This window comes from Amycolatopsis sp. WAC 01376 (genome assembly GCF_003947415.1).
In the GTDB taxonomy this organism is placed as follows: domain Bacteria; phylum Actinomycetota; class Actinomycetes; order Mycobacteriales; family Pseudonocardiaceae; genus Amycolatopsis.
Window position 1 is genome coordinate 1,086,938 of record NZ_QHKL01000001.1, and the last position, 20,281, is coordinate 1,107,218.

A 20,281-nucleotide genomic window follows, 5' to 3' on the forward strand; every position below is an offset into this window, starting at 1 on the left:
GGCGATGTGGCGGGCGGGAAGACTGGGGATAGGTTTGTTTCCCGGGTCCGGATCAGAAAGGTTACGACCGTGATTCTCCGTCGCGTCGCACGTCCGCTCCTCGCCGCGATCTTCATCTCCGGTGGGATCGGCGCGCTGAGGGACACCCAGGGGCACGCCAAGGCCGCGGAGCCGTTCCTCACCGAGTCCTTCGACAAGCTGGAAGGCGTGGTGCCGGAGTCGGTGCCGCGCGACCCCGCCACCCTCGTCCGGATCGACGCCGCGGTGAAGGTCGGCGCCGGAGTCGCGCTCGCCGCGGGCAAGGCGCCGCGCCTGGCCTCGCTGCTGCTGCTCGGCAGCCTCGTCCCGACCACGCTGGCCGCGCACCGGTTCTGGGAGATCAAGGAACCGGCCGAACGTCAGCAGCAGCAGATCCAGTTCATCAAAAACGCCGGTCTCGCCGGTGGCCTGTTGCTGGCCGCCGCCGACACCGCCGGTAAACCATCGCTCGGCTGGCGTGCCCGCCGCGCCGCGTCGAAGACGGAGAAGCACGCCGAAAAGCTGGCGAAGAAGGCCGAGAAGGCGATCACCAAGTAGCGACCCGCGTTTAGTCCTCTGGATGCGTCAACGCGCATCCAGAGGACTAAACGCGTGGGGTCATGAGGTGAGGGCGGCGATGTCCTCTTCCTCGACGACCGTCCGCACCTCGACCTCGATCTCGTCGAACAGCGCGGCGTAGGACTCGGCGAACGAGACGGCCTCGGCCAGATCCTTGGCGTTGATCAGCGCGAAGCCACCGATGACCTCCTTGGCCTCGGTGAACGGGCCGTCGGTCGCGGTGATCTTGCCGCCGCGCACCTTGCGGACCTTCGCGCCCTTCTCCGACGGGTGCACACCCTCCGCCGTGATCAGGATGCCCTTCTCGAACGAGTCCTGGATGAAGGCGCCCATCTGCTCGATGAACTCCTTGCTGGGGTTCCAGGCTTCCGGGGCGCTCTCGTCGAGCCGGTGCATCATCAGAAACCGCATCGCTGCTCCTCAGTGTCTTGGCGGGGCTGTTTCTACCCCGCCTTCACCGACGCGTCGAGCGGCTCGACGGCGGTTCGACATTTCGACACAGAAGTTTTTCTAGCGGCTCGCGACCTTCTTGTACTGGGCCGTCGCGAGCGGCGCGAAGATCGCGATGATGGCGACGCAGCACAGGATCGCGTACAGCGAAGCGTTCTCGGCAGGCCAGCCCGTCGGTGCCGCGCCGAAGCGGTTCCCGAACAGGTCACGGGCCGAGTTGATCACCGCGGTGAACGGGTTCCAGTCGGCGATCGCCTTCAGCACCCCCGGCAGCTTGTCCGCCGGGACGAACGCCGTCGAGATGAAGCTCAGCGGGAACATCCACATCAGCCCGGCGCTCTGCGCGACCTCGACACTGCGTGCGACGAGCCCGATCCACGCGCCGACCCAGGACAGCGCCCAGGCGAACATCAGCATCACGAGATAGCCGAGCACCGCGTCGAGGAAGCTGCCGCGGATCCGCCAGCCGACGAGCAGGCCGCACAGCGACATGACGATCAGCGCGACCACGCTGATCACCAGATCCGAGGTCGTCCGGCCGAAGATCACCGCGAGGCGGGAGATCGGCAGCGAACGGAACCTGTCGATGATGCCCTTCTGCAGGTCGTTCGCGAAGCCGATCACGGTGAACGCCGAGTTGAACGCGACCGTCTGCGCGAAGATGCCGGCGATCAGGAACTCCCGGTACGCGAGCCCGCCCGCTTCGCCGCCGATCGCGTCGCCGAAGACGTACGCGAACAGCAGCACGAACATGATCGGCTGCAGGGTCGCCGCCATCAGCCAGTCCGGGTTGCGCTGGACGTTCTTCAGGTTCCGCCAGGTGATCACGCCACCGTCGGAAAAGGCCTTCGCGACCGCGCTCACTTCTTCTCCCCCTCGTCCGTCGCGTGCCCCGTCAGCGAAAGGAACACGTCGTCGAGCGTCGGCCGGTGCAGCGCGACGTCCTGAATGGCGACGCCGTGGCCGTCCAGCCGCCGCAGCGCCTCGATCAACGCCTTCGGCCCGCCCTCGACCAGGACGTCGACCTTGCGGGTGTGCTCGTCGACCGACGGTGTCCCCGAGCCGACCTCGGTCAGCACCTGCGTGGTGACGGCGAGGTCGCTCGCGTTCGCCACGACCAGCTCCAGCCGCTCGCCGCCGATCTCCTGCTTGAGCTCGTCGGCCGTGCCGCGCGCGATGACCTTCCCCTTGTCGATCACCACGATCGAGTCGGCGAGCTGATCGGCCTCCTCCAGGTACTGCGTGGTCAGCAGCACCGTGGTGCCGTCGGCGACGAGTTCCTTGATGACCTCCCAGGTGTCGATCCGGCCGCGCGGGTCGAGCCCGGTGGTCGGTTCGTCGAGGATCACCACGGTCGGCTCGGCGACCAGCGCGCCCGCGAGGTCGAGCCGTCGCCGCATACCGCCGGAGTACGTCTTGGCGGGGCGATCCGCCGCGTCCTCCAGCCGGAACCGGGCGAGCAGTTCACGTGCCCGCGTTTTCGCCGCGGCCTTCTTGCTCCCGTACAGCCTGCCGACCATGTACAGGTTCTCGAACCCGGTGAGGTTCTCGTCCACGGCGGCGTACTGCCCGGACAACCCGATCGACCGCCGGACGGCGTCGGGCTGGGCCAGCACGTCGTGCCCGGCCACCTCCGCCTCGCCCGAATCCGGGCGGAGCAGGGTGGTCAGGATGCGGACGGTCGTCGTTTTGCCGGCACCGTTCGGCCCCAGCAGGCCCAGCACCTTGCCCTTCGGGATCGACAGGTCGACCCCGTCGAGCGCCCGTGTGGACCCATAGGTCTTGACCAGCGCTTTCGCCTGAACTGCGAACATGCGCACACGCTAGACCCGGGCACCGACAAAAGGCACCCGGGTTTTCCCCGATCCGCTGCGGGCGAACGGTTACTTTTCGAGGATCGCGGTGACGCCCTGGCCGCCCGCGGCGCAGATCGAGATGAGTCCGCGGCCGGATCCCTTCTCGCCCAACAGCTTCGCGAGCGTGGCGACGATACGGCCGCCGGTCGCGGCGAACGGGTGCCCGGCCGCCAGAGACGAGCCGTTGACGTTCAGCTTCGCCCGATCGATGGCGCCGAGGGGCTCGTCGAGGCCGAGCTTCTCCTTGGCGAACGCCGGGTCCTCCCACGCCTTGAGGGTCGCGAGCACCTGCGACGCGAAGGCCTCGTGGATCTCGTAGAAGTCGAAGTCCTGCAAGGTGAGCCCGGCGCGCGTGAGCATCTGCGGGACGGCGTACGCGGGCGCCATCAGCAGTCCCTCGTCGCCGTGGACGTAGTCGACGGCCGCGGTCTGCGAGAACGTCAGGTACGCCAGCACCGGCAGCTTCCGGGCCTTGGCCCACTGCTCGGTCGCGAGCAGGACGGTCGACGCGCCGTCGGACAGCGGCGTCGAGTTGCCCGCGGTCATCGTGCCGTCAGGACCACCGAAGGCGGGCTTCAGCTTCGCGAGCTTCTCGACGCTGGAGTCCGGCCGCAGGTTCTGGTCGCGGGCCAGCTTCAGGTACGGCGTCACCAGGTCGTCGAAGAAGCCCTTGTCGTACGCGGCGCCGAGGCGCTGGTGGCTGGTCGCGGCGAGTTCGTCCTGCGCCTCGCGTGTGATCTCCCAGACCTTCGCGGTCAGCGCCGCGTGCTCGCCCATGGACAGGCCGGTGCGCGGCTCGGAGTTGCGCGGGATCTCGGGGACGATGTGGCCGGGGCGCAGCTTCGCGGCGAGCTTCAGCCGGTCGGGGAGCGTCTTCGCGGCGTTGAGCTGCACGAGGATCTGGCGCAGGTCGTCGTTGACCGCCAGCGGCGCGTCGGACGTGGTGTCGACGCCGCCCGCGATGGCCGAGTCGATCTGGCCGAGCGCGATCTTGTTGGCGACGTTGATGATCGCCTGGAGGCCGGTGCCGCACGCCATCTGCACGTCGGAGGCCGGGGTGGCGGGGTTCAGCCTGCTGCCGAGGACGCTTTCGCGGGCGAGGTTGAAGTCGCGGGCGTGCTTGAGCACGGCGCCGGCGGCGACCTCGCCGATCACCTCGTCCTGGAGGGAGAATCGGCTGACCAGGCCGTCGAGGGCGGCCGTGAACATGTCCTGGTTCGACGCTTGCGCGTACGGGCCGTTCGAGCGGGCGAAGGGGATCCGGTTGCCGCCGATGATCGCGACCTTGCGCACGGGTGCCGTCCTTTTCGTGGCCATTTTTTCCACTCCTCCGTAGGCTCTCTCACACTGTAACCTACTAGCGAGTAGGTTAGAATGCGACGTGACGCAAACTGCACGGGAGGCAAGCGATGGCTGACAGGTACCAGCAGTTCACGAAATCCCCGGTGGGGAAGTTCGTGGTGCCGAAGCTCGGCCTGCCGAATCCCGCGACGCTCCGCCGGTACAAGCCCGGTCAGCCCCCTCTCGAGGGTCCCGCACTTCTCGGTGCCGCGCCGGGCGGTCGCCTCGGAAAGGTGATCGAGGCGCAGCTGCACCGCGCGGGTATCGAGGTCCTCTCGACGGCGGCTGACAAGCACGCCGCGCTCGTCTTCGACGCGACAGGCGTGAAGGACCCGAAGCAGCTTCGCGAGGTCTACTCCTTCTTCCACCCGGTGATCCGGAGCGTCGGGCCGTCGGGCCGCGTCGTCGTCCTCGGAACGCCGCCGGAGCTGGCCGAAGGACACGAGAGGATCGCGCAGCGCGCGCTCGAAGGCTTCGTGCGCTCCGTCGGTAAGGAACTGAAGCGCGGCGCGACCGCCCAGCTCGTGTACGTCGCCGAAGGTGCCGAAGAGGCCACTGAGTCCACGCTCCGGTTCCTGCTGTCGTCGAAGTCCGCCTTCGTCGACGCCCAGGTCATCCGCGTCGGCACCGAGACCAAGACCGCCTCCGCCCCGGCCGACTGGACGAAGCCCCTCGAAGGCAAGGTCGCCCTGGTCACCGGCGCTTCCCGCGGTATCGGCGCCGCCATCGCCGAGGTGCTGGGCCGCGACGGCGCCCACGTCGTCGCGCTCGACATCCCCGCGCAGGGCGCGGATCTGTCCAAGGTGGCCAACAAGGTCGGCGGCTCGTCGCTGCAGCTGGACATCACCGCCGCCGACGCGCCGGAGAAGCTCGCCGAGTACCTGACCACACGCCACGGCGGCGTCGACATCGTCGTGCACAACGCGGGCATCACCCGCGACAAGACGCTCGGCAACATGACCGAAGGCGGCTGGGACTCGGTCATCGCGGTCAACCTCGCGTCGCAGCTCGCGGTCAACGAGAAGCTCGTGGCAGACAAGGTGCTGCACGAGAACGGCCGGATCATCGGCGTCTCCTCGATCGCCGGGATCGCGGGCAACGTCGGCCAGACCAACTACGCCACCAGCAAGGCGGGCGTCATCGGCATGGTGAACGACGGCGCGCCGAAGCTCGCCGAATACGGCGGCACGATCAACGCCGTCGCGCCCGGTTTCATCGAGACCAAGATGACCGCCGCCGTCCCGCTGTTCATCCGCGAGGCCGGGCGACGGCTCTCCAGCCTCGGCCAGGGCGGGCTCCCGGTCGACGTCGCCGAGACGATCGCCTGGTACGCGAACCCGGCTTCGGCCGCGGTCAACGGCAACGTGGTCCGCGTCTGCGGCCAGGCACTGCTGGGGGCGTGATCATGGCGGTCAAGGAACTCCGCGAATCGCCGAGCCTGTCTTCGCTGTACCCCAAGGCGTTGCTCGGCTCGCTGCGAAAGAGCGGCGGGAACACGTTGCCGGGCACCGAGTTCGTCCGCGAGGGCGTCGTCGTCGACCCGGCGCACCTCGCCGCGTACAACCAGGTGTGCGGATTCCGGCTGGACGACGTCCTCCCGGCGACGTATCCGCATATCCTCGCGTTCCCGCTGCAGATGGCGTTGATGACCGAGGCCGACTTCCCGTTCCCGTTGCTGGGCATGGTGCATGTCGCCAACCGGATCACCCAGCACCGGCAGCTGCGGCTCGACGAGACGTTCACCCTGCGCGTGCGCGCCGAGGACCTGCGCCCGCACGAAAAGGGCAAGCAGTTCGACGTGATCAGCGAGCTGCTCGTCAGCGACAGTCCGGTGTGGACGGACGTCAGCACGTACCTGCGCCGCGGTGGCGGCAGCGGCGAGAAGACCTCACGCGGTCAGCTCTCGCAGCCGTCGCCCACCGCGATCTGGCAGGTGCCCGGCGACATCGGCCGCCGCTACGCCGAAGTCTCCGGCGACCGCAACCCGATCCATCTGCACTCGATCACCGCGAAGGCGTTCGGCTTCCCGTCCGCGATCGCGCACGGCATGTGGACGAAGGCGCACGCGCTCGCGGCGTTCGAAGGCAGGCTTCCGGAGGCGTTCACCGTCGACGTGAAGTTCAAGCAGCCGGTGTTGTTGCCGGCGAAGGCGGCGTTCACCACGTGGAGTGAAGGCGAGGGCTGGGCCTTCGAGCTCTGGAACGCGCGCAAGCCGAAGCCGCACCTGGAGGGCTCAGTCGTCGCTCTCTGACGGCTTCCAGATCTCGCCCTCGACGAGGTCGTTGAACCCGAGCCACACCAGGTTCATCAGCCACGAGGCGAGTACGCCGTCGGAGACATCGGGGTGGTCGAGGGCCCAGTCGGCCAGCGACTCGGCCGCCCCGACCAACGCGGCGGACAGCCCGGCGCCGGAGAACTCGGCCTGCTCGCCGAGACCCTTGCGGGTGCCCGCGGAGACGACGAGCGCGGCGACCAGTTCGATCGCGCGGGTGCGCATGTCGGTGATCTCCGCGGCAAAGGCACCGCCGACGGTCATGGCCTGCCGATGCAGCACCGTCCAGGACTCGCGGTAGTCGGCGACGAACCGGTAGAACGCGCGGAGCCCGTGCCAAAGCTGCATGTCGGGCGGCAGATCGGGTTTGATCCCGTCCTGCACCGCCTCCAGCAGGCGGGTGGCTTCGCGGCGGATGCACGCGCCGAAGAGGTCTTCCTTCGAGCCGAGATAGGTGTAGATCATCGGCTTGGACACGCCGGCGACCTCGGAGATCTCGTCCATCGACGCGGAGTGATAGCCGTAGCGCGAGAACACCGAGACCGCTGCGTCCAGGATCTGGCGTTCCCGCACCGCTCTCGGCAGCCTTTTGGCGCGTTCGGCGGGACGCGGTACTTCCTCGGACACTCAGGACCTCCCCTTAGTTCGCGTAAGACGCTACCGGGCTACCACCGGCAAGGGTGATTTCGGCACGCTTGCCCGCCTACCTACTCGCGGGTAGCCTTACGCTCGGGTAGGCGGAACTGGAGGGAAGATGACCGAGACCGTGGGGCTGACCGGCCGCGCGCTGGTCGACGCGCTGGAGCGGATCGAGCCGGATTCCGCCGAAGCGCACTCTCTCGACGTCAACGAGGTCGCGGGCGCCATCGACCCGAAGGACCTCGGCAAGGACGACGTCCGGCGGCTGCTGGCCGCGCTCGGGCGGCTCGCCGAGTCCGCGCCCGCGTTCGACCTCCGCAAGGTCGACCCGGCCCGCTTCGCGAACCTCGTCGCGCGCGCCTCGCGTACGCAACTCGAGAGCGTCGTCGCCGAACGGCCGCTCCGGGACCGGGTGCTGCGCGAGATCTTCGACCGTATGGGCGCGCACATCCGGCAGGACCGCGCGAAGACCCTGCACGCGGTGGTGCACTGGCGGCTGTCCGGCGGCACCGGGGACGGCGGGTACGACCGCTACGAGACGGTGATTTCGCACGGCGAGTGCACTGTCAGCCGGGGCATGAGGGAGAAACCGAGGGTGACGATCACGATCGCGCCCGTCGATTTCTTCCGGCTCATCACCCACCAGGCGACGCCCGCTGTGCTATTCGTCACCGGAAAGATCAAAGTAAAAGGTGACCTGGCATTCGCGGCCGGTCTGATCGGTTTCTTCGACCTGCCGAAGCCGTCCTGAACCCGGCCGAGCAGATACACTTCCGTGCCGTGCCCCGAAATTCTCCGATCCGGCGCTGGCGGGACAAGGTACGCCTTTCCCGCCCGTTACGGCTGCACAAGACACGCACCGGTGGCGAGCACGTCGTCAACGCTTTCGCGGAGAAGCTCGAGCTCGCCAAACTGAGCCCCGAGCAGTTCACCCAGGTCCTGGAAACCCTGCACATGCTGGGCGAAACCGGCGCGGGCATCGAGCTGAGCTCGCTGGAGACCGAGGTGCTCGTCGACGTCGTGCAACGGGCGTCACGCGAGCAACTCAAGGCGATCGCCGATCATCCGGAACTGCGTGCGGCGTTCCTCGACGAGATTTTCCGCAGAATGTCGGATCATTTCGCACCGGAACGCGCACGGCACGTCGACTTCGTCGTCGCATGGCGTTTTACCGACGGTCACGGAGAAGACGGTTTCGATCGCTTTCAAACGGTCATCGAAGACGGCGTCTGCGTTTCCAGCACCGATCTCGCGCGCACTCCGGACACCACCATCACACTGTCCGTCGACGACTTCATCCGGATGGCCACCGGCAACGCGGCCGTGGCGGCGATGTTCGTGACCGGCAAGGTGAAGGTCAAGGGCGAGTACGCGCCGGCGGTGCGGTTCAGCGGGTATTTCGACATTCCGAAGCCGAGCGGGTCGTAGCTTCGCCGGTCTAGCGCCTGTTTCATGTTGAGGGGTAAGTCAAACGTGTCGTGGCCGGAGTTGGCGGCTGGGGCGGGACTGGCCGAAGAGACGCTGACTGTCCATTAGGGACATTTCCCGAGGTGTCAGTGTCCGAGTTGGGCGAGTTGTGCGGTTTGAGGAGGGGGTCGTGAGTGGTAAAGAGGGTTAGAACGCTACTTGCCACTCACGACCCCCTTTACTCAAAGGGGCATATGTCTTAAAGTGGACATTTCGTCGCTGGAATGCGTCTCTTGTGGACACTCAGAGCGCGGCTGACTCCTGCCGGCCAGTCCAGAACCACGCTTGGGCGCGAAGACCGCGAACTTGGCTTATGAAACGCGCGCTAGTCGAGGGTTTGCTGCGGCGTCGCCGCCCTAGCTTAGACACAAGCTTAGACACTGGAGTCTAGTGGCGAAGCTAGTGTCTAAGCTGGAGCGGCACTCAGCCCTCGACGATGCGGCCCTCGATCACCGGCGGCTGCTTCTTGGCGGCCTCGGCGGGCGGGGTGTCCGCGACGACCTCGCTGTCCACCACCATCACCGGCCCGCGCGTGCGGTTGGCGAACTTGACCGCCCGGCGCGCCATCCGCTTCTGCCAGACCTTGCGCGCGACACTCCGCGTCGGCGGCAGGATGAACAGCAGGCCGATGACGTCGCTGACGAAGCCGGGCAGCAGGATCAGCAGACCGCCGAGCCCGATCAGCATCCCGTCGGTGAGTTCCTTCTCCGCGTCTGCCGATCGCCCGAGCCGCGCGGACTCGGCGAACGCGCGGAAGGCGCGGCCGCCTTCGCGGCGGGCGAGCCAGGAGCCGACGAACGCACCGGCGAAGAGCAGCGCGATCGTGCCGACCACGCCAACGGCCGAGCCCACCGCCCACACGGCGGCGATCTCGGCGACGACATAGAGCAGGAACGCGACAGCCATACTTGGACAACGTACGGCTTGCCCGTTTTGCTCCCAACCCCCGATACGGTGACCGAGGTCAACCGATCCGGCGTAGGAACTCCTCCGCCTCACGCGGCCTGGTCAGCACGATCCGCCGCGCGTGCGCACCCTGGTCCGCCAGCCGACGCACCGTTCGTTCCCGGTGGTCCTTCGGCCAGCGCCAGACGTAGGAGTAGAACTCCCGGTCGAAGTGCTCGGGGCAGCCGGGTGCCTGTTTGTCCTGCCCGTACTCGCGCAGAGACCGCACCAGCACCCGCCGGAAGCAGACGCGGCGTGGGAAGTCGAGGAAGAAGATCGTGTCGGCCCGCGGCAGTCGCAGGTGCATCGACGCCCCGTAGTTGCCGTCGATCACCCAGGCGTCGGACTCGACGATCTCCTGCTGCGCGGCGTGGAACTCGTCCTCGGGCGCCCGGGCCCACCCCGGCCGCCAGAAGAGCCGGTCGAGGTGGGTGACCGGCAGGCCGAGAGCGGCGCCCAGCCGACGTGAGAACGTCGACTTCCCGGCGCCGCTACAGCCGACGACCATGATCCGCCGCATCGTCATCCGACGGCGTCGTCAAGGTACGCGGCGGCCTGAAGGGTGAACAGCTCGGCGTAGCCCGCCTTCGCCGCCATCAGCTCGTCGTGTGTTCCGTATTCGGCGACCTTTCCGTTCTCCAGCAACAGAATCCGCTCCGCCTGCCGGACCGTGGAGAACCGGTGCGAGATGTACAGCGTCGTGCGTCCCTCCGAAAGCTCCCGCAGCCGCGAGAAGAGGTCGTGCTCAGCCTGGGCGTCCAGCGCGGACGTCGGTTCGTCGAGGATCAGGATCGGCGCTTCCCGCAGGAACGCCCTGGCCAGCGCGATCTTCTGCCATTCGCCGCCGGAGAGGCTGACACCCTGGTCGAACCAGCGGCCGAGTGGAGTGTCGTAGCCGCTGGGCAGGCGCTCGATCCGCTCGTCGGCGCCGGCCCGTTTCGCCGACGTCTCGATCTGTTCGCGGTCGATTAGGTGGGTCAGGTCGCCGAGCCCGATGTTCTCGGCCGCGGTGCCCTGGTAGGTCACGTAGTCCTGGAACATCGCGCTGATCCGCCGCCGCAGTTCCACCGGGTCGTATTCGCGGATGTCGACGTCGTCGAGCAGGATCCGCCCGCCCGTCGGGTCGTACAGCCGGCACAGCAGTTTGAACAGCGTCGACTTCCCGGCTCCGTTGCGGCCGACGACGGCGACCGTCTCGCCCGGCCGGATCTCGAAGCTCACGCCGTCGAGAGCGGCGTCGGGTGCTCCGGGATAGGTGAAGGACACTTCTTCGAAGCGGATGTGTCCCTCCACAGTGGACGGAAGGGGTCTCGGCTCCGGCGGCGCGACGATCTCCGGTTTCGTCCCGAGGAAGCGATACAGCGTGTCGAGGTAGAGATTGTTCTCGTACATCCCGGAAAACGCGGTGAACAGGCCCTGGACGGACGTCTGCACCGACGCCGCCGCGGCCGTGTACAGCGCGAGATCGCCGAGGGTGAGCCTGCCGCCGACGGCCTCCAGCGCGATGTACAGCGCGATCGCGGATCCGGCGGCGGTGCTGAGCAGCCCCCACGACGTCGAGCTGACGCTGCGCTTGCGGGTCAGTGTCCGTTGACGGTCGTAGGAGACCTGGCCGAGCCGCTGGAACCGGTCGACGAAGTACGGCCCGAGCCCGAAGAGCTTGGTCTCCTTGGCATAGGTGTCCGTGGTGACCAAAGAGGACAGATAGTCCATGCGTCGTTTCAGCGGGGACATCATCAACGTCAGCCAGAACGCGCGGGCGCCGTACTTCGACTGCGAGATGAACGCGGGGATCGGCGCCACCAGCGCGACGAGCGCCAGCAGCGGGCTGATCGAGACGAGCAGCGCGATCATGCTGCCGAAGGTGATCAACGTCCGGATCAAGCCCAGCGCCGAGTTCATCATCGACAGCGGCCGCGTCGGCGCCTCCTGCGCGGCTTGGCGCAGCATGTCGTAGGACGCGGAACCCTCGAAGTACGAAAGCTGCAGTTCGCTCGCGTGGCTCATCACCTGGTGGCGGATGGTCAGCGTCATCCGTTCCTGCAGCAGTGTCTGGCCGTAGGTGGTCAGCGCCTGCGAAACCGCGGTGAGCACGAGGACGCCGAACTGGAAGAGGGCGACGCCGACGATCGCGCTCTTCGTCCCGTGTCCCTGGATCGCCGCGACCACCGAATCGATCAGCAGCTTCGCGATGTACGCGGTCGCCGTCGGGAGGAGACCGGAAAGCAGGGTCACCAGGGTGATCACGATGGTCAGCGCCGGGCTTGCCTGCCAGGTCAGCTTCGCGACCTTCGGCAGGCCACGGACCGTGCCCGCGATGTTGACCCACATGCGGTTAAGCCGGGACTTCAGATCTTTCGGGAGGGCTTCGGGTTCGGGCTCCGGGATGTCGACCGGGCCGGTCAGGCCGCTGTCGGGCACCGTCGACGGCGGGCGACGGCGCCTGCCGCCGCGCGCCATGAACAGTTCCAGGCCGCCTCCTCCGCCGGGCGGGCCGATCACGCGGTCCCCAAGGCGCCGTTGAGGAACACGTCGACGAGTTCCATCGTGGTGGGTTCGTCGCCGGTCTCGCTGAACCGGATCCGGCCGCTGAACAGCAACGACAGGAACAGCGCCGCGGACTGCGCCGGCGGCAGGCGGAGACGGTCCTTCTCCGGCTCGAACAGTTCGGCCATGGCGTCGCGCATCGCGCTCATCGACTCTTTCCGCCGGTCGCTGTGGTCACTGTGGTCGCCGCGGCGATGCTCCGGCCGCTTACCGGAGCCGTGCATGACCGCCATCAGCGCGCCCATCCGCTGGAGATGCGCGCTGAGCGCGTCGGCCGCCTCGATGAGCCTGTCGTCGAGGGACTGGTCGAGGTCGATGACCGCGATGGCGTCGAGTACCTGGTCGGGTTTCAGGGCCTCCGCGAAGCAGGTGGCGAACAGTTCGTCCTTGTCCTTGAACACGCGGAAGACGGTGCCCTCGCCGATGCCCGCGGCGCGGGCGATCTGGCTGGACGTGACTCCGGCGCCGTACTCCACCAGCAAGGGCAGCACGGATTGGACGATCATCCGGCGCCGCTCGTCGGCACTCATTCCCGGCGCTCTCCGCCGGGAGGCGGTTTCTGTCATGCCTCCAGTGTGCGGAGTGAGCGCTCACTCCGTCAAGCGATTAAGGCAGCGGTCCGTGAGGGCCTCCTTCCCTACCCTGAGAGTAGGGAAGGAGGCCCTCACGAACTCAGTAGGTGATCGCGACCGCGGGGTCGGCCAGCAGAGCGCCGACGTCGGCCAGGAACTCCGAACCCTGCTGCCCGTCGACCACGCGGTGGTCGAAGCTCAGCGAAAGCTGGAGCACCTTGCGCACCTTGATCTCGCCGTCGACCACCCACGGGGTGTCCTTGATCGCGCCGAGGCACAGGATCGCGGACTCGCCGGGGTTGATGATCGGCGTCCCGGTGTCGACGCCGAAGACGCCGACGTTGGTGATGGTGATCGTGCCGCCGAGCATGGCCGCCGGGGTGGTCTTGCCCTCGCGGGCGACGTCGGTCAGCTCGGTGAGCGCGATCGCGAGTTCCTTGAGGGACATCGAATCCGCGTCACGGACCTTGGGCACGACGAGCCCGCGCGGGGTGGCCGCGGCGATCCCGAGGTGCACGTAGTCCTTGTAGACGATCTCCTGCGCCGCCTCGTCCCACACCGCGTTGACGTCCGGAGTGCGCTTGGCCGCCAGGCAGACGGCCTTCGCCGCGAAGGTCAGCGGGGTGACCTTGACCCCGGCGAACTCACGCGACTTCTTGAGCTTCTCCCGGAATTCCATCATCGGCGTGACGTCGATGGTGAGGAATTCCGTGACGTGCGGGGCGGTGTAGGCGCTCTGCACCATCGCGGCGGCGGTGGCCTTGCGGACGCCCTTGATCGGCACCCGGCGTTCCCGCGTCGCGGGGTCGTAACCACTGTCCACACTGGACACGGCGGCGGCCGGTGCGGCGGAACCGTTGGCGGCCGCCTGCACGTCGTCACGGGTGATGACGCCGCCCTCGGCGGTGCCGGTGAGCGCGTGCAGGTCGACGCCGAGGTCCTTGGCGAGTTTGCGCACCGGCGGCTTCGCCAGCGGCACGTACCCGCCCTTCGGCTTCGAAGACACGGCGGGCGCAGCGGGCTTGGCAGGAGCGGGCGCCACAGCCACCGGTGCGGCGGCAGGAGCGGCCGGAGCAGCGCCCTTCCGCGCACGCCGCTGCGTGACGACGGCCTTGGAGCCGTAGCCGACCAGCGGCTTCATCTCCTCTTCCGCCGGCTCTTCCGCAACGGGGGCGGCAGCGGCGGGCGCGGGGGCCGCCTTGCCGTCCGGGTCGACGTCGATGGTGAGGATCGGCGCGCCGACCTCCACCGTCTGGCCCGGTTCGACGAGCAGTTCGGTGACCACGCCCGCCCACGGGATGGGCAGTTCGACGGCGGCCTTCGCGGTCTCGACCTCGACCACGATCTGGTTCACCGTCACGGTGTCACCCGGTTTGACCTGCCAGGCGATGATGTCGGCCTCGGTCAGCCCCTCCGCCGTGTCGGCGAGGGGAAAGTGTTTGTATTCGGGCATTTCAGGAACTTCCCCCTTACCAGGCGAGTGAGCGGTCGACGGTGTGCAGGACCCGGTCCAGATCGGGGAGGTAGTGCTCCTCGAGTTTGGCCGGCGGGTACGGCGTGTCGAATCCGGTCACCCGCAGCACGGGGGCTTCCAGCGAGTAGAAGCATTCCTGCTGCACACGCGCGGCGATCTCCGAGGTCAGCGACGACTCCGACGGCGCCTCGCTCAGCGCGATGAGCCGTCCGGTCTTGCGCACCGACTCGAACACCGGCTCCAGGTCGAGCGGGGACAGCGTCCGCAGGTCGATGACTTCCAGGGACTTGCCCTCGTCCTCGGCGGCGGCCGCCGCGTCGAGCGCGACCTTCACCGACGGGCCGTACGCGACGACGGTCGCCGTCGTGCCTTCGCGGATGACGCGGGACTTGAACAGCGGGTCCGGCGTGGCGTCGGTGTCGATCTCGGCCTTCAAAGCACCCGAGTGGTACAGCTTCTTCGGTTCGAAGAACAGGATCGGGTCGTCGGACTTGATCGCCTGCTGGATGCCCCAGTAGGCGTCGACGGCGTTCGAAACCGACACGACCTTGAGCCCGGGGATGTGCGCGAACAGCGATTCCGGCGACTCCGAGTGGTGCTCGACCGCGCCGATGCCGCCGCCGAACGGCACCCGGATCACGATGGGCATCTTGATCTTGCCCTGTGTCCGGTAGTGCAGCTTCGCGACCTGGCTGGAGATCTGGTCGAAGCCCGGGAAGATGAAGCCTTCGAACTGGATCTCGCACACCGGGCGGAAACCGCGGACGGCGAGGCCGACCGCGGTGCCGATAATGCCCGATTCGGCCAGCGGCGTGTCCAGGACGCGCTGCTCGCCGAAGTCCTTCTGCAGGCCGTCGGTGATGCGGAAGACGCCGCCGAGCTTGCCGACGTCTTCACCCATGACCAGGACCTTGGGGTCCTCTTCCATGGCACGCCGGAGGCCGAGGTTGATCGCCTTGCCGATGGTGAGTTTCTGGAGGTCGGCCATTTCAGTGCTCACCCGCCCCGACGAAACCGTCCATGTAGGACAGGAACTCTTCGCGCTGCGCGTCCAGCAGCGGCGTGGATTCCGCGTACACGTTGGAGAAGATCCGCTCGGGTGGCGGTTCGGGCATGTTGAAGCAGTACTCGCGCAGCTCGGCCGCGAACGCGTCCGAATCGGCCTGCACCTGGTCGAAGAACGCCTGGTCGGCGCCGCCGCCGCGGGCGAGATACGCCCGGACGCGCTCGATCGGGTCCTTCAGTTTCCACTCCTCCAGCTCGTCGGAGAGCCGGTAACGGGTGGGGTCGTCGGTGGTGGTGTGCGCGTCCATCCGGTAGGTGAACGCCTCGATCAGCACCGGGCCGTTGCCGTGGCGGCATTCGTCGAGCGCCCAGCGGGAGACCGCGAGGCAGGCGAGGACGTCGTTGCCGTCCACGCGGATGCCGGGGAAGCCGTAACCGCGGGCGCGCTGGTACAGCGGCAGCCGCGACTGGCGTTCGGTGGGCTCCGAGATCGCCCACTGGTTGTTCTGGCAGAAGAACACGAGCGGCGCGTCGTAGACGGCGGCCCAGACGAAGCCTTCGTGCACGTCGCCCTGCGAAGTCGCTCCGTCACCGAAGTAACAGATGGTCGCTTCGCCGTCGTCGTCGCCGACCTTGCCTTCGAACTTCTGGCCCATCGCATAACCGGCGGCGTTGAGCACCTGGTTGCCGATCACGATGGTGTACGGGTGGAAGCCGTGTTCCTTGTAGTCCCAGCCGCTGTGGTCGGTGCAGCGGAAGATGCCGAGCACCTCTTTGAGGTCGACGCCGCGGGCGTACGCGACACCGTGTTCGCGGTAGCTGGGGAAGGCCATGTCCCGCTTCTGCAGCGCGCGGCCGGAGCCGATCTGCGCGGCCTCCTGGCCGAGCAGCGGGACCCAGATGCCGAGCTGGCCCTGGCGCTGCATCGCGTTGGCCTCGCGGTCCGCGCGGCGGACCAGGACCATGTCGCGGTAGAGGCCCTTGAGGGCTTCGATGTCGATGTCGTCGACGTAGCGGTCGAATTGCGGCGAGGCGACTCGTTCGCCTTCGGGGGTGAGCAGCTGAGTCAGCTCAGCGCCACCTTCGCTCGTTGCTCGCAAACCGGCGATCACCTGTTCGGGGGAAGGTTGCGCCGCTACGGCGGCGGGACCATCTCCAGGCTCCGGGTGCGTCCAGTGTTCGGACGGCATGCGCTGCTCTCCTTGATGTCTGCGCCTCTGGCGGCCACTTGTGGCGGCCACAGTGACTGCGCCGGCGGGGACCAGCGCGTCGGATCTGAAGCGCTGGGTCACCATCGGCGTTGACGGTTCGTGCGCACATCCTGGCATGCCGGACGCCGTTTTGGTCAGTGGCGGATGCTGATTTGTTGCTGAGAAAGGGTGTCTGATCAGGGAAAATGCTAGGAAGCCCGAGTGTGGGGCCGCCGAAAGTAGGGAATTCACCCGCGGGCCGACCAGCGGACGGTTCGTCCGGACGGGTGTCCTGCCCGGCTTGATCGATGACGATCCGTGCCCGCCGCTGTGACCCATCCCACCCTCCCGGACCCGTGGCAGGATGGCGGACGTGGAGCAGAAATCCGTACGCGAAACCGTGGTTTCGAACTGGACGAACGACGTCCTTCCCAGCCTGTCCGGCCTGGTGGCGATCCCCGCCTTGTCGCCGGCATTCGACTCCGAGTGGGCGAAGACCGGTCATCTGGCCGCCGCCGTCGAGCACGTCCGGTCCTGGATCGCCGCACGGGAGATCCCCGGCGCGACGCTCGAGGTCGTGGAGCTCGAAGGCCGCAGCCCGCTGCTGGTCGTCGACATCCCGGCGACGTCCGCGGCGGCCGACAAGGGCACCGTGCTGATGTACGGGCATCTCGACAAGCAGCCCCCGGTGGGCGGCTGGTCCGAGGGGCTCGACCCGTGGACGCCGGTGATCCGCGACGGGCGGCTGTACGGCCGCGGCGCGGTCGACGACGGCTACTCGGGCTACGCGGCGACGACGGCGATCGAGGCCGTGCGCGCCGCCGGTGGCGAGCACTCCCGCGCGGTCGTGCTGCTGGAGACCGGTGAGGAATCCGGCAGCCCGGACCTGCCCGCCTACGTCGAGCACCTGAAGGAGAAGCTCGGCGCCGTCTCGCTGGTCGTCTGCCTCGACGCCGGCGGCACCGACTACAAGCGCCTCTGGCTGACCACCAGCCTGCGCGGCATGCTGCACGTCAACGTCACCGTGAAGGTGCTCGAGTCCGCGCAGCACTCGGGGATGGCCAGCGGCATCGTCGCGAGCTCGTTCCGTGTCCTGCGTGCCCTGCTCGACCGGATCGAGAACGTCGAGACCGGCGAGATCAAGCTCGCCGAGCTGAGCGTCGACATCCCGGAGAACCGCGTCGAGGAAGCCCGCGGTGTCGCCGAGATCGCGCCCGGCGCGGCGAAGACGCTCTTCCCGGTGGTCGGCCGGACGGTGTCCGACGACGACCTGGAACTGCTGCTCAACAACTCGTGGCGGCCGACGCTTTCGGTGATCGGCGCGGAGGGCTTCCCGCTCCCGGCCGAGGCGGGCAACGTGCTGCGCGGCAGCACCACGCTCACCCTGAGCCTCCGCCTGCCGCCGACCGCCGACGCGCAGGCCGCGATGGAGGCTGTCCGCCGCGTCCTCACCACCGACGTGCCGTACGACGCTTCGGTGGAGCTCGGCGACTTCCAGGCCGAGAACGGCTGGAACGCACCGGCCACCGCGCCGTGGCTCGACGACGTCCTGCACCACGTGAGCGGCGAGGTCTTCGGCGCGCCGCACAAGAGCTACGGCATGGGCGGGTCGATCCCGTTCATGGGGCTGCTCGGCGAGAAGTACCCGGAGGCGCAGTTCGTGGTCACCGGCGCCTGCGGGCCGGACTCGAACATCCACGTGCCGGACGAGTGGCTGAACATCGACTTCGCGCAGCGGGTCACCGAAGCGGTCGCGCACATCCTGGACGCGCACGCACGGAGCTGATCTCCCCGCTCACGCTGCAATGAACGGTCCGTTACTTGCAAAATTTGCAAGTAACGGTCCGTTCATGGCGTGTACGGGAGGATCATGTTCGAGGGTTTCGAGCTCGAAAACGTCGATGTCGGCGAAGTGACCCTGAGGGTCCGCTACGGCGGATCGGGACCGCCTCTCGTGCTCCTGCACGGACATCCCCGCACCCACACCACCTGGTACGACGTCGCACCCCGGCTCGCCGACGCGTTCACCGTCGTCTGCCCTGATCTCCCCGGCTACGGCCAGTCCTCGAAACCCGAGACCACCGAAGACCACTCCGCGCATTCGAAGCGCGCCATGGCGAACGCCATCGTCGCGCTCATGAGCCATCTCGGGCACGAACGGTTCGCCGTCGCCGGTCATGATCGCGGCAGTTACGTCGCGCACCGGCTGGCGATGGACCACCCCGAAAACGTCACGAAGCTGGTCATTCTCGACGGCGTCCCGATCGGCGAAGCGCTCGCCCGCGCCGACGCGGACTTCGCGCGGAAATGGTGGCACTGGTTCTTCTTCGGCCAGCTCGCGAAACCCGCGGAGCGTGTGATCAACGCCGACCCGGACGCCTGGTACGGCGGCGATCCCGAGGCGATGGGCGCCGAGAACCACGCCGACTTCCTGCGCGCGATCCACGATCCCGAGACCGTCCACGCCATGCTCGAGGACTACCGCGCCGGCCTCGGGCCCGACCGCGAAGCCGACGACGCCGACAAGGCGGCCGGGCGGAAACTCAGCTGTCCCTTGCTCATGCTGTGGTCCAGCCGCGACGACATGGCCGACCTGTACGGCGACCCGATCGCGGTGTGGCGCGAATGGGCGGAGGACGTCCGCGGCTTCGCCATCGAGTCCGGGCACCACGTGGCCGAGGAGAACCCGGCCGACCTCGCGGCGGCGCTGCGGGAGTTCCTCGGCTGAGGTGGTCGTGAGTGGTAAGTGTCGTTAGAACGACACTTACCACTCACGACCAACCCGACCCACGCCTCACCGCCGCCCTGCCTCACCGCCTCACCGCCGCCCTGGCCCCTAAGCGAACTTGTTCAGCGCGGCGGCGAGCTCCGTCAGCTGCGGCGTGAAGCGCTGGTACGAGAACGGTGTCTCGTTGTTCCAGGGGATCAGCTTCCCCGCCTTGACCGCGGGCAGCCGGCCCCAGGTCGGCACACCGCCGAGCCCGTCCGGGCCGAGGGAGAGCGAACCGCCGCGGTTGTCGTACATGATCACGTCGGCCGTGTACTTGCCGATGTTCTCCCAGCTGATCTGCTGGTAGTAGCCGCCCTGGCTCTGGTCCGGCGCCTCGGGGAGGACGAAGTTCATGCCCTTGTTCTGGTAGTGCCTCGACGTCGCGAACGACGGCGGGTTCGCGATGTAGACGGTGTCCTTCTGCGCGGAGATCAGGAGGATCTTCAGCCCGGTGGCCTTCTTGATCGCGTCGCCCAGTGCGGCGTCGGCCTTCTCGTACTCGGCCTTCGCGGCCTGGATCGCCGGAGTGTCCGTGTCGGCCCCAAGTGCCTTCGCCAGCGCGATGAACTTCGCGATCCCCTCCGGCATCGCGAGCCCCTGCAGCCGGACGCCGACGCTCGGCGCGGCCTTGTCGATCTTCTCCGTCTGTGTGTCCGGGATGTACCACATCTGGTCCTTCAGGTACATCACGCTGACCAGCAGCTGGGGGTTGAGCGAGACGAACTTGTCGAAGTTGAACTCGTTGTAGACGTTCCCCAGCGAGGTCACCGCGTTCAGGTCGACGCCGCCCGCCTGCGGGTCCGGCTTGCCGTCGGCGAACTTCGACGGGCCGAAGATCCCGACCGACTTCACGCCGAGGTCCCACAGCGCGGCCGCGGCGGTCACCTGCGCGACGATCCGGGTCGGCCGCTCGCCTTCGAGTTTGCGGCCACGGTCGTCAGTGAACGACCAGGTCGCGCCCGCCCCCGGGGCGGGTGCCTCTTCCTGATAGCCGCAGGCGGTCAGGAGGCCGGTGGCGCCGAGCGCCGCGGTGCCGGCGAGGAAGCCGCGTCGAGAGAGGTGCATGGAGATCTTCTTTCACCGAGGGACCGAAGTTCGGCGTTAGGCTAGCCTTCCCTTATCGTGAACGCCATGGTCCAGGTCACGGAGCGCGTCA

General features: G+C 67.9%; 20 protein-coding genes. 7 read left to right on the plus strand and 13 right to left on the minus strand.

All coding sequences use genetic code 11. The features are described 5' to 3' along the window. The first annotated feature begins 69 nt into the window (after positions 1–69). Positions 70–576 carry a DoxX family membrane protein gene (locus DMH03_RS05105; RefSeq protein ID WP_125790799.1) on the plus strand — a complete coding sequence of 169 codons (507 nt, stop codon included), beginning with the start codon at positions 70–72 and terminating at the stop codon, positions 574–576. A gap of 60 nt (positions 577–636) precedes the next feature. Here DMH03_RS05105 and DMH03_RS05110 read toward each other — a convergent pair whose 3' ends face one another. The 4 genes from DMH03_RS05110 to DMH03_RS05125 form a co-directional block, all read right to left on the minus strand. Beyond that, positions 637–1,008: a YciI family protein gene (locus DMH03_RS05110; protein ID WP_125790800.1), complete on the minus strand. Its 372-nt coding sequence runs from the start codon at positions 1,006–1,008 to the stop codon at positions 637–639. Positions 1,009–1,107: 99 nt separating this feature from the next. Beyond that, positions 1,108–1,911 carry an ABC transporter permease gene (locus DMH03_RS05115; protein WP_125679465.1) on the minus strand — a complete coding sequence of 268 codons (804 nt, stop codon included), beginning with the start codon at positions 1,909–1,911 and terminating at the stop codon, positions 1,108–1,110. Then, entirely contained in the window at positions 1,908–2,861 is a 954-nt protein-coding gene (locus DMH03_RS05120; protein WP_125790801.1) for an ATP-binding cassette domain-containing protein, read from the minus strand. The genes DMH03_RS05115 and DMH03_RS05120 overlap by 4 nt, the downstream gene beginning before the upstream one ends. A 69-nt stretch (positions 2,862–2,930) precedes the next feature. After that, positions 2,931–4,220 carry an acetyl-CoA C-acetyltransferase gene (locus tag DMH03_RS05125; RefSeq protein ID WP_125790802.1) on the minus strand — a complete coding sequence of 430 codons (1,290 nt, stop codon included), beginning with the start codon at positions 4,218–4,220 and terminating at the stop codon, positions 2,931–2,933. 92 nt (positions 4,221–4,312) lie between these two features. Between DMH03_RS05125 and DMH03_RS05130 the strand changes: the two genes are divergently transcribed. Continuing rightward, the gene (locus DMH03_RS05130) at positions 4,313–5,647 is read left to right on the plus strand and encodes a 3-oxoacyl-ACP reductase (RefSeq protein ID WP_125790803.1); all 1,335 of its coding nucleotides are present in this window, start codon (positions 4,313–4,315) and stop codon (positions 5,645–5,647) included. A gap of 2 nt (positions 5,648–5,649) precedes the next feature. Further along, positions 5,650–6,495 carry a MaoC/PaaZ C-terminal domain-containing protein gene (locus DMH03_RS05135; protein WP_125779916.1) on the plus strand — a complete coding sequence of 282 codons (846 nt, stop codon included), beginning with the start codon at positions 5,650–5,652 and terminating at the stop codon, positions 6,493–6,495. Here the strand turns inward: DMH03_RS05135 and DMH03_RS05140 are convergent. Further along, positions 6,478–7,143 (minus strand): TetR/AcrR family transcriptional regulator, encoded by a 666-nt coding sequence (locus DMH03_RS05140; protein ID WP_007032385.1) that lies wholly within the window; start codon positions 7,141–7,143, stop codon positions 6,478–6,480. The genes DMH03_RS05135 and DMH03_RS05140 overlap by 18 nt on opposite strands. 127 nt (positions 7,144–7,270) lie before the next feature. Between DMH03_RS05140 and DMH03_RS05145 the strand changes: the two genes are divergently transcribed. Then, positions 7,271–7,906, plus strand: a complete 636-nt coding sequence (locus DMH03_RS05145) for an SCP2 sterol-binding domain-containing protein (RefSeq protein WP_125790804.1) — start codon at positions 7,271–7,273, stop codon at positions 7,904–7,906. Between the two features lie 92 nt (positions 7,907–7,998). Then, positions 7,999–8,583, plus strand: a complete 585-nt coding sequence (locus DMH03_RS05150) for an SCP2 sterol-binding domain-containing protein (RefSeq protein ID WP_125791551.1) — start codon at positions 7,999–8,001, stop codon at positions 8,581–8,583. 462 nt (positions 8,584–9,045) lie between these two features. On the opposite strand, the gene DMH03_RS05155 is transcribed toward DMH03_RS05150, so the two are convergent. The 7 genes from DMH03_RS05155 to pdhA all read right to left on the minus strand — a co-directional run bounded on the left by DMH03_RS05155 (position 9,046) and on the right by pdhA (position 16,355). Beyond that, entirely contained in the window at positions 9,046–9,528 is a 483-nt protein-coding gene (locus tag DMH03_RS05155) for an FxsA family protein (protein WP_125790805.1), read from the minus strand. Between the two features lie 58 nt (positions 9,529–9,586). Continuing rightward, positions 9,587–10,093 (minus strand): DNA topology modulation protein FlaR, encoded by a 507-nt coding sequence (locus tag DMH03_RS05160; protein ID WP_233611281.1) that lies wholly within the window; start codon positions 10,091–10,093, stop codon positions 9,587–9,589. Further along, a complete protein-coding gene (locus DMH03_RS05165) occupies positions 10,090–12,039 on the minus strand; it encodes an ABC transporter ATP-binding protein (RefSeq protein WP_125791553.1) in 1,950 nt (649 codons plus the stop codon). The genes DMH03_RS05160 and DMH03_RS05165 overlap by 4 nt, the downstream gene beginning before the upstream one ends. 26 nt (positions 12,040–12,065) lie before the next feature. Further along, entirely contained in the window at positions 12,066–12,644 is a 579-nt protein-coding gene (locus DMH03_RS05170; RefSeq protein ID WP_125791554.1) for a TetR/AcrR family transcriptional regulator, read from the minus strand. A gap of 142 nt (positions 12,645–12,786) precedes the next feature. Next, positions 12,787–14,139, minus strand: a complete 1,353-nt coding sequence (locus tag DMH03_RS05175) for a dihydrolipoamide acetyltransferase family protein (protein ID WP_125790806.1) — start codon at positions 14,137–14,139, stop codon at positions 12,787–12,789. Positions 14,140–14,155: 16 nt separating this feature from the next. Further along, positions 14,156–15,148: an alpha-ketoacid dehydrogenase subunit beta gene (locus tag DMH03_RS05180; protein WP_125780070.1), complete on the minus strand. Its 993-nt coding sequence runs from the start codon at positions 15,146–15,148 to the stop codon at positions 14,156–14,158. Position 15,149: 1 nt separating this feature from the next. Further along, positions 15,150–16,355, minus strand: a complete 1,206-nt coding sequence (pdhA, locus tag DMH03_RS05185) for a pyruvate dehydrogenase (acetyl-transferring) E1 component subunit alpha (protein ID WP_125790807.1) — start codon at positions 16,353–16,355, stop codon at positions 15,150–15,152. Between the two features lie 373 nt (positions 16,356–16,728). Here pdhA and DMH03_RS05190 point away from each other — a divergent pair, with 373 nt between their 5' ends. After that, positions 16,729–18,141, plus strand: a complete 1,413-nt coding sequence (locus DMH03_RS05190; protein WP_199748677.1) for a M20/M25/M40 family metallo-hydrolase — start codon at positions 16,729–16,731, stop codon at positions 18,139–18,141. Between the two features lie 84 nt (positions 18,142–18,225). Further along, positions 18,226–19,083 (plus strand): alpha/beta fold hydrolase, encoded by an 858-nt coding sequence (locus DMH03_RS05195; RefSeq protein ID WP_125790809.1) that lies wholly within the window; start codon positions 18,226–18,228, stop codon positions 19,081–19,083. 108 nt (positions 19,084–19,191) lie between these two features. On the opposite strand, the gene DMH03_RS05200 is transcribed toward DMH03_RS05195, so the two are convergent. Beyond that, entirely contained in the window at positions 19,192–20,190 is a 999-nt protein-coding gene (locus tag DMH03_RS05200) for an ABC transporter substrate-binding protein (protein WP_125790810.1), read from the minus strand. Positions 20,191–20,281: the final 91 nt, after the last annotated feature.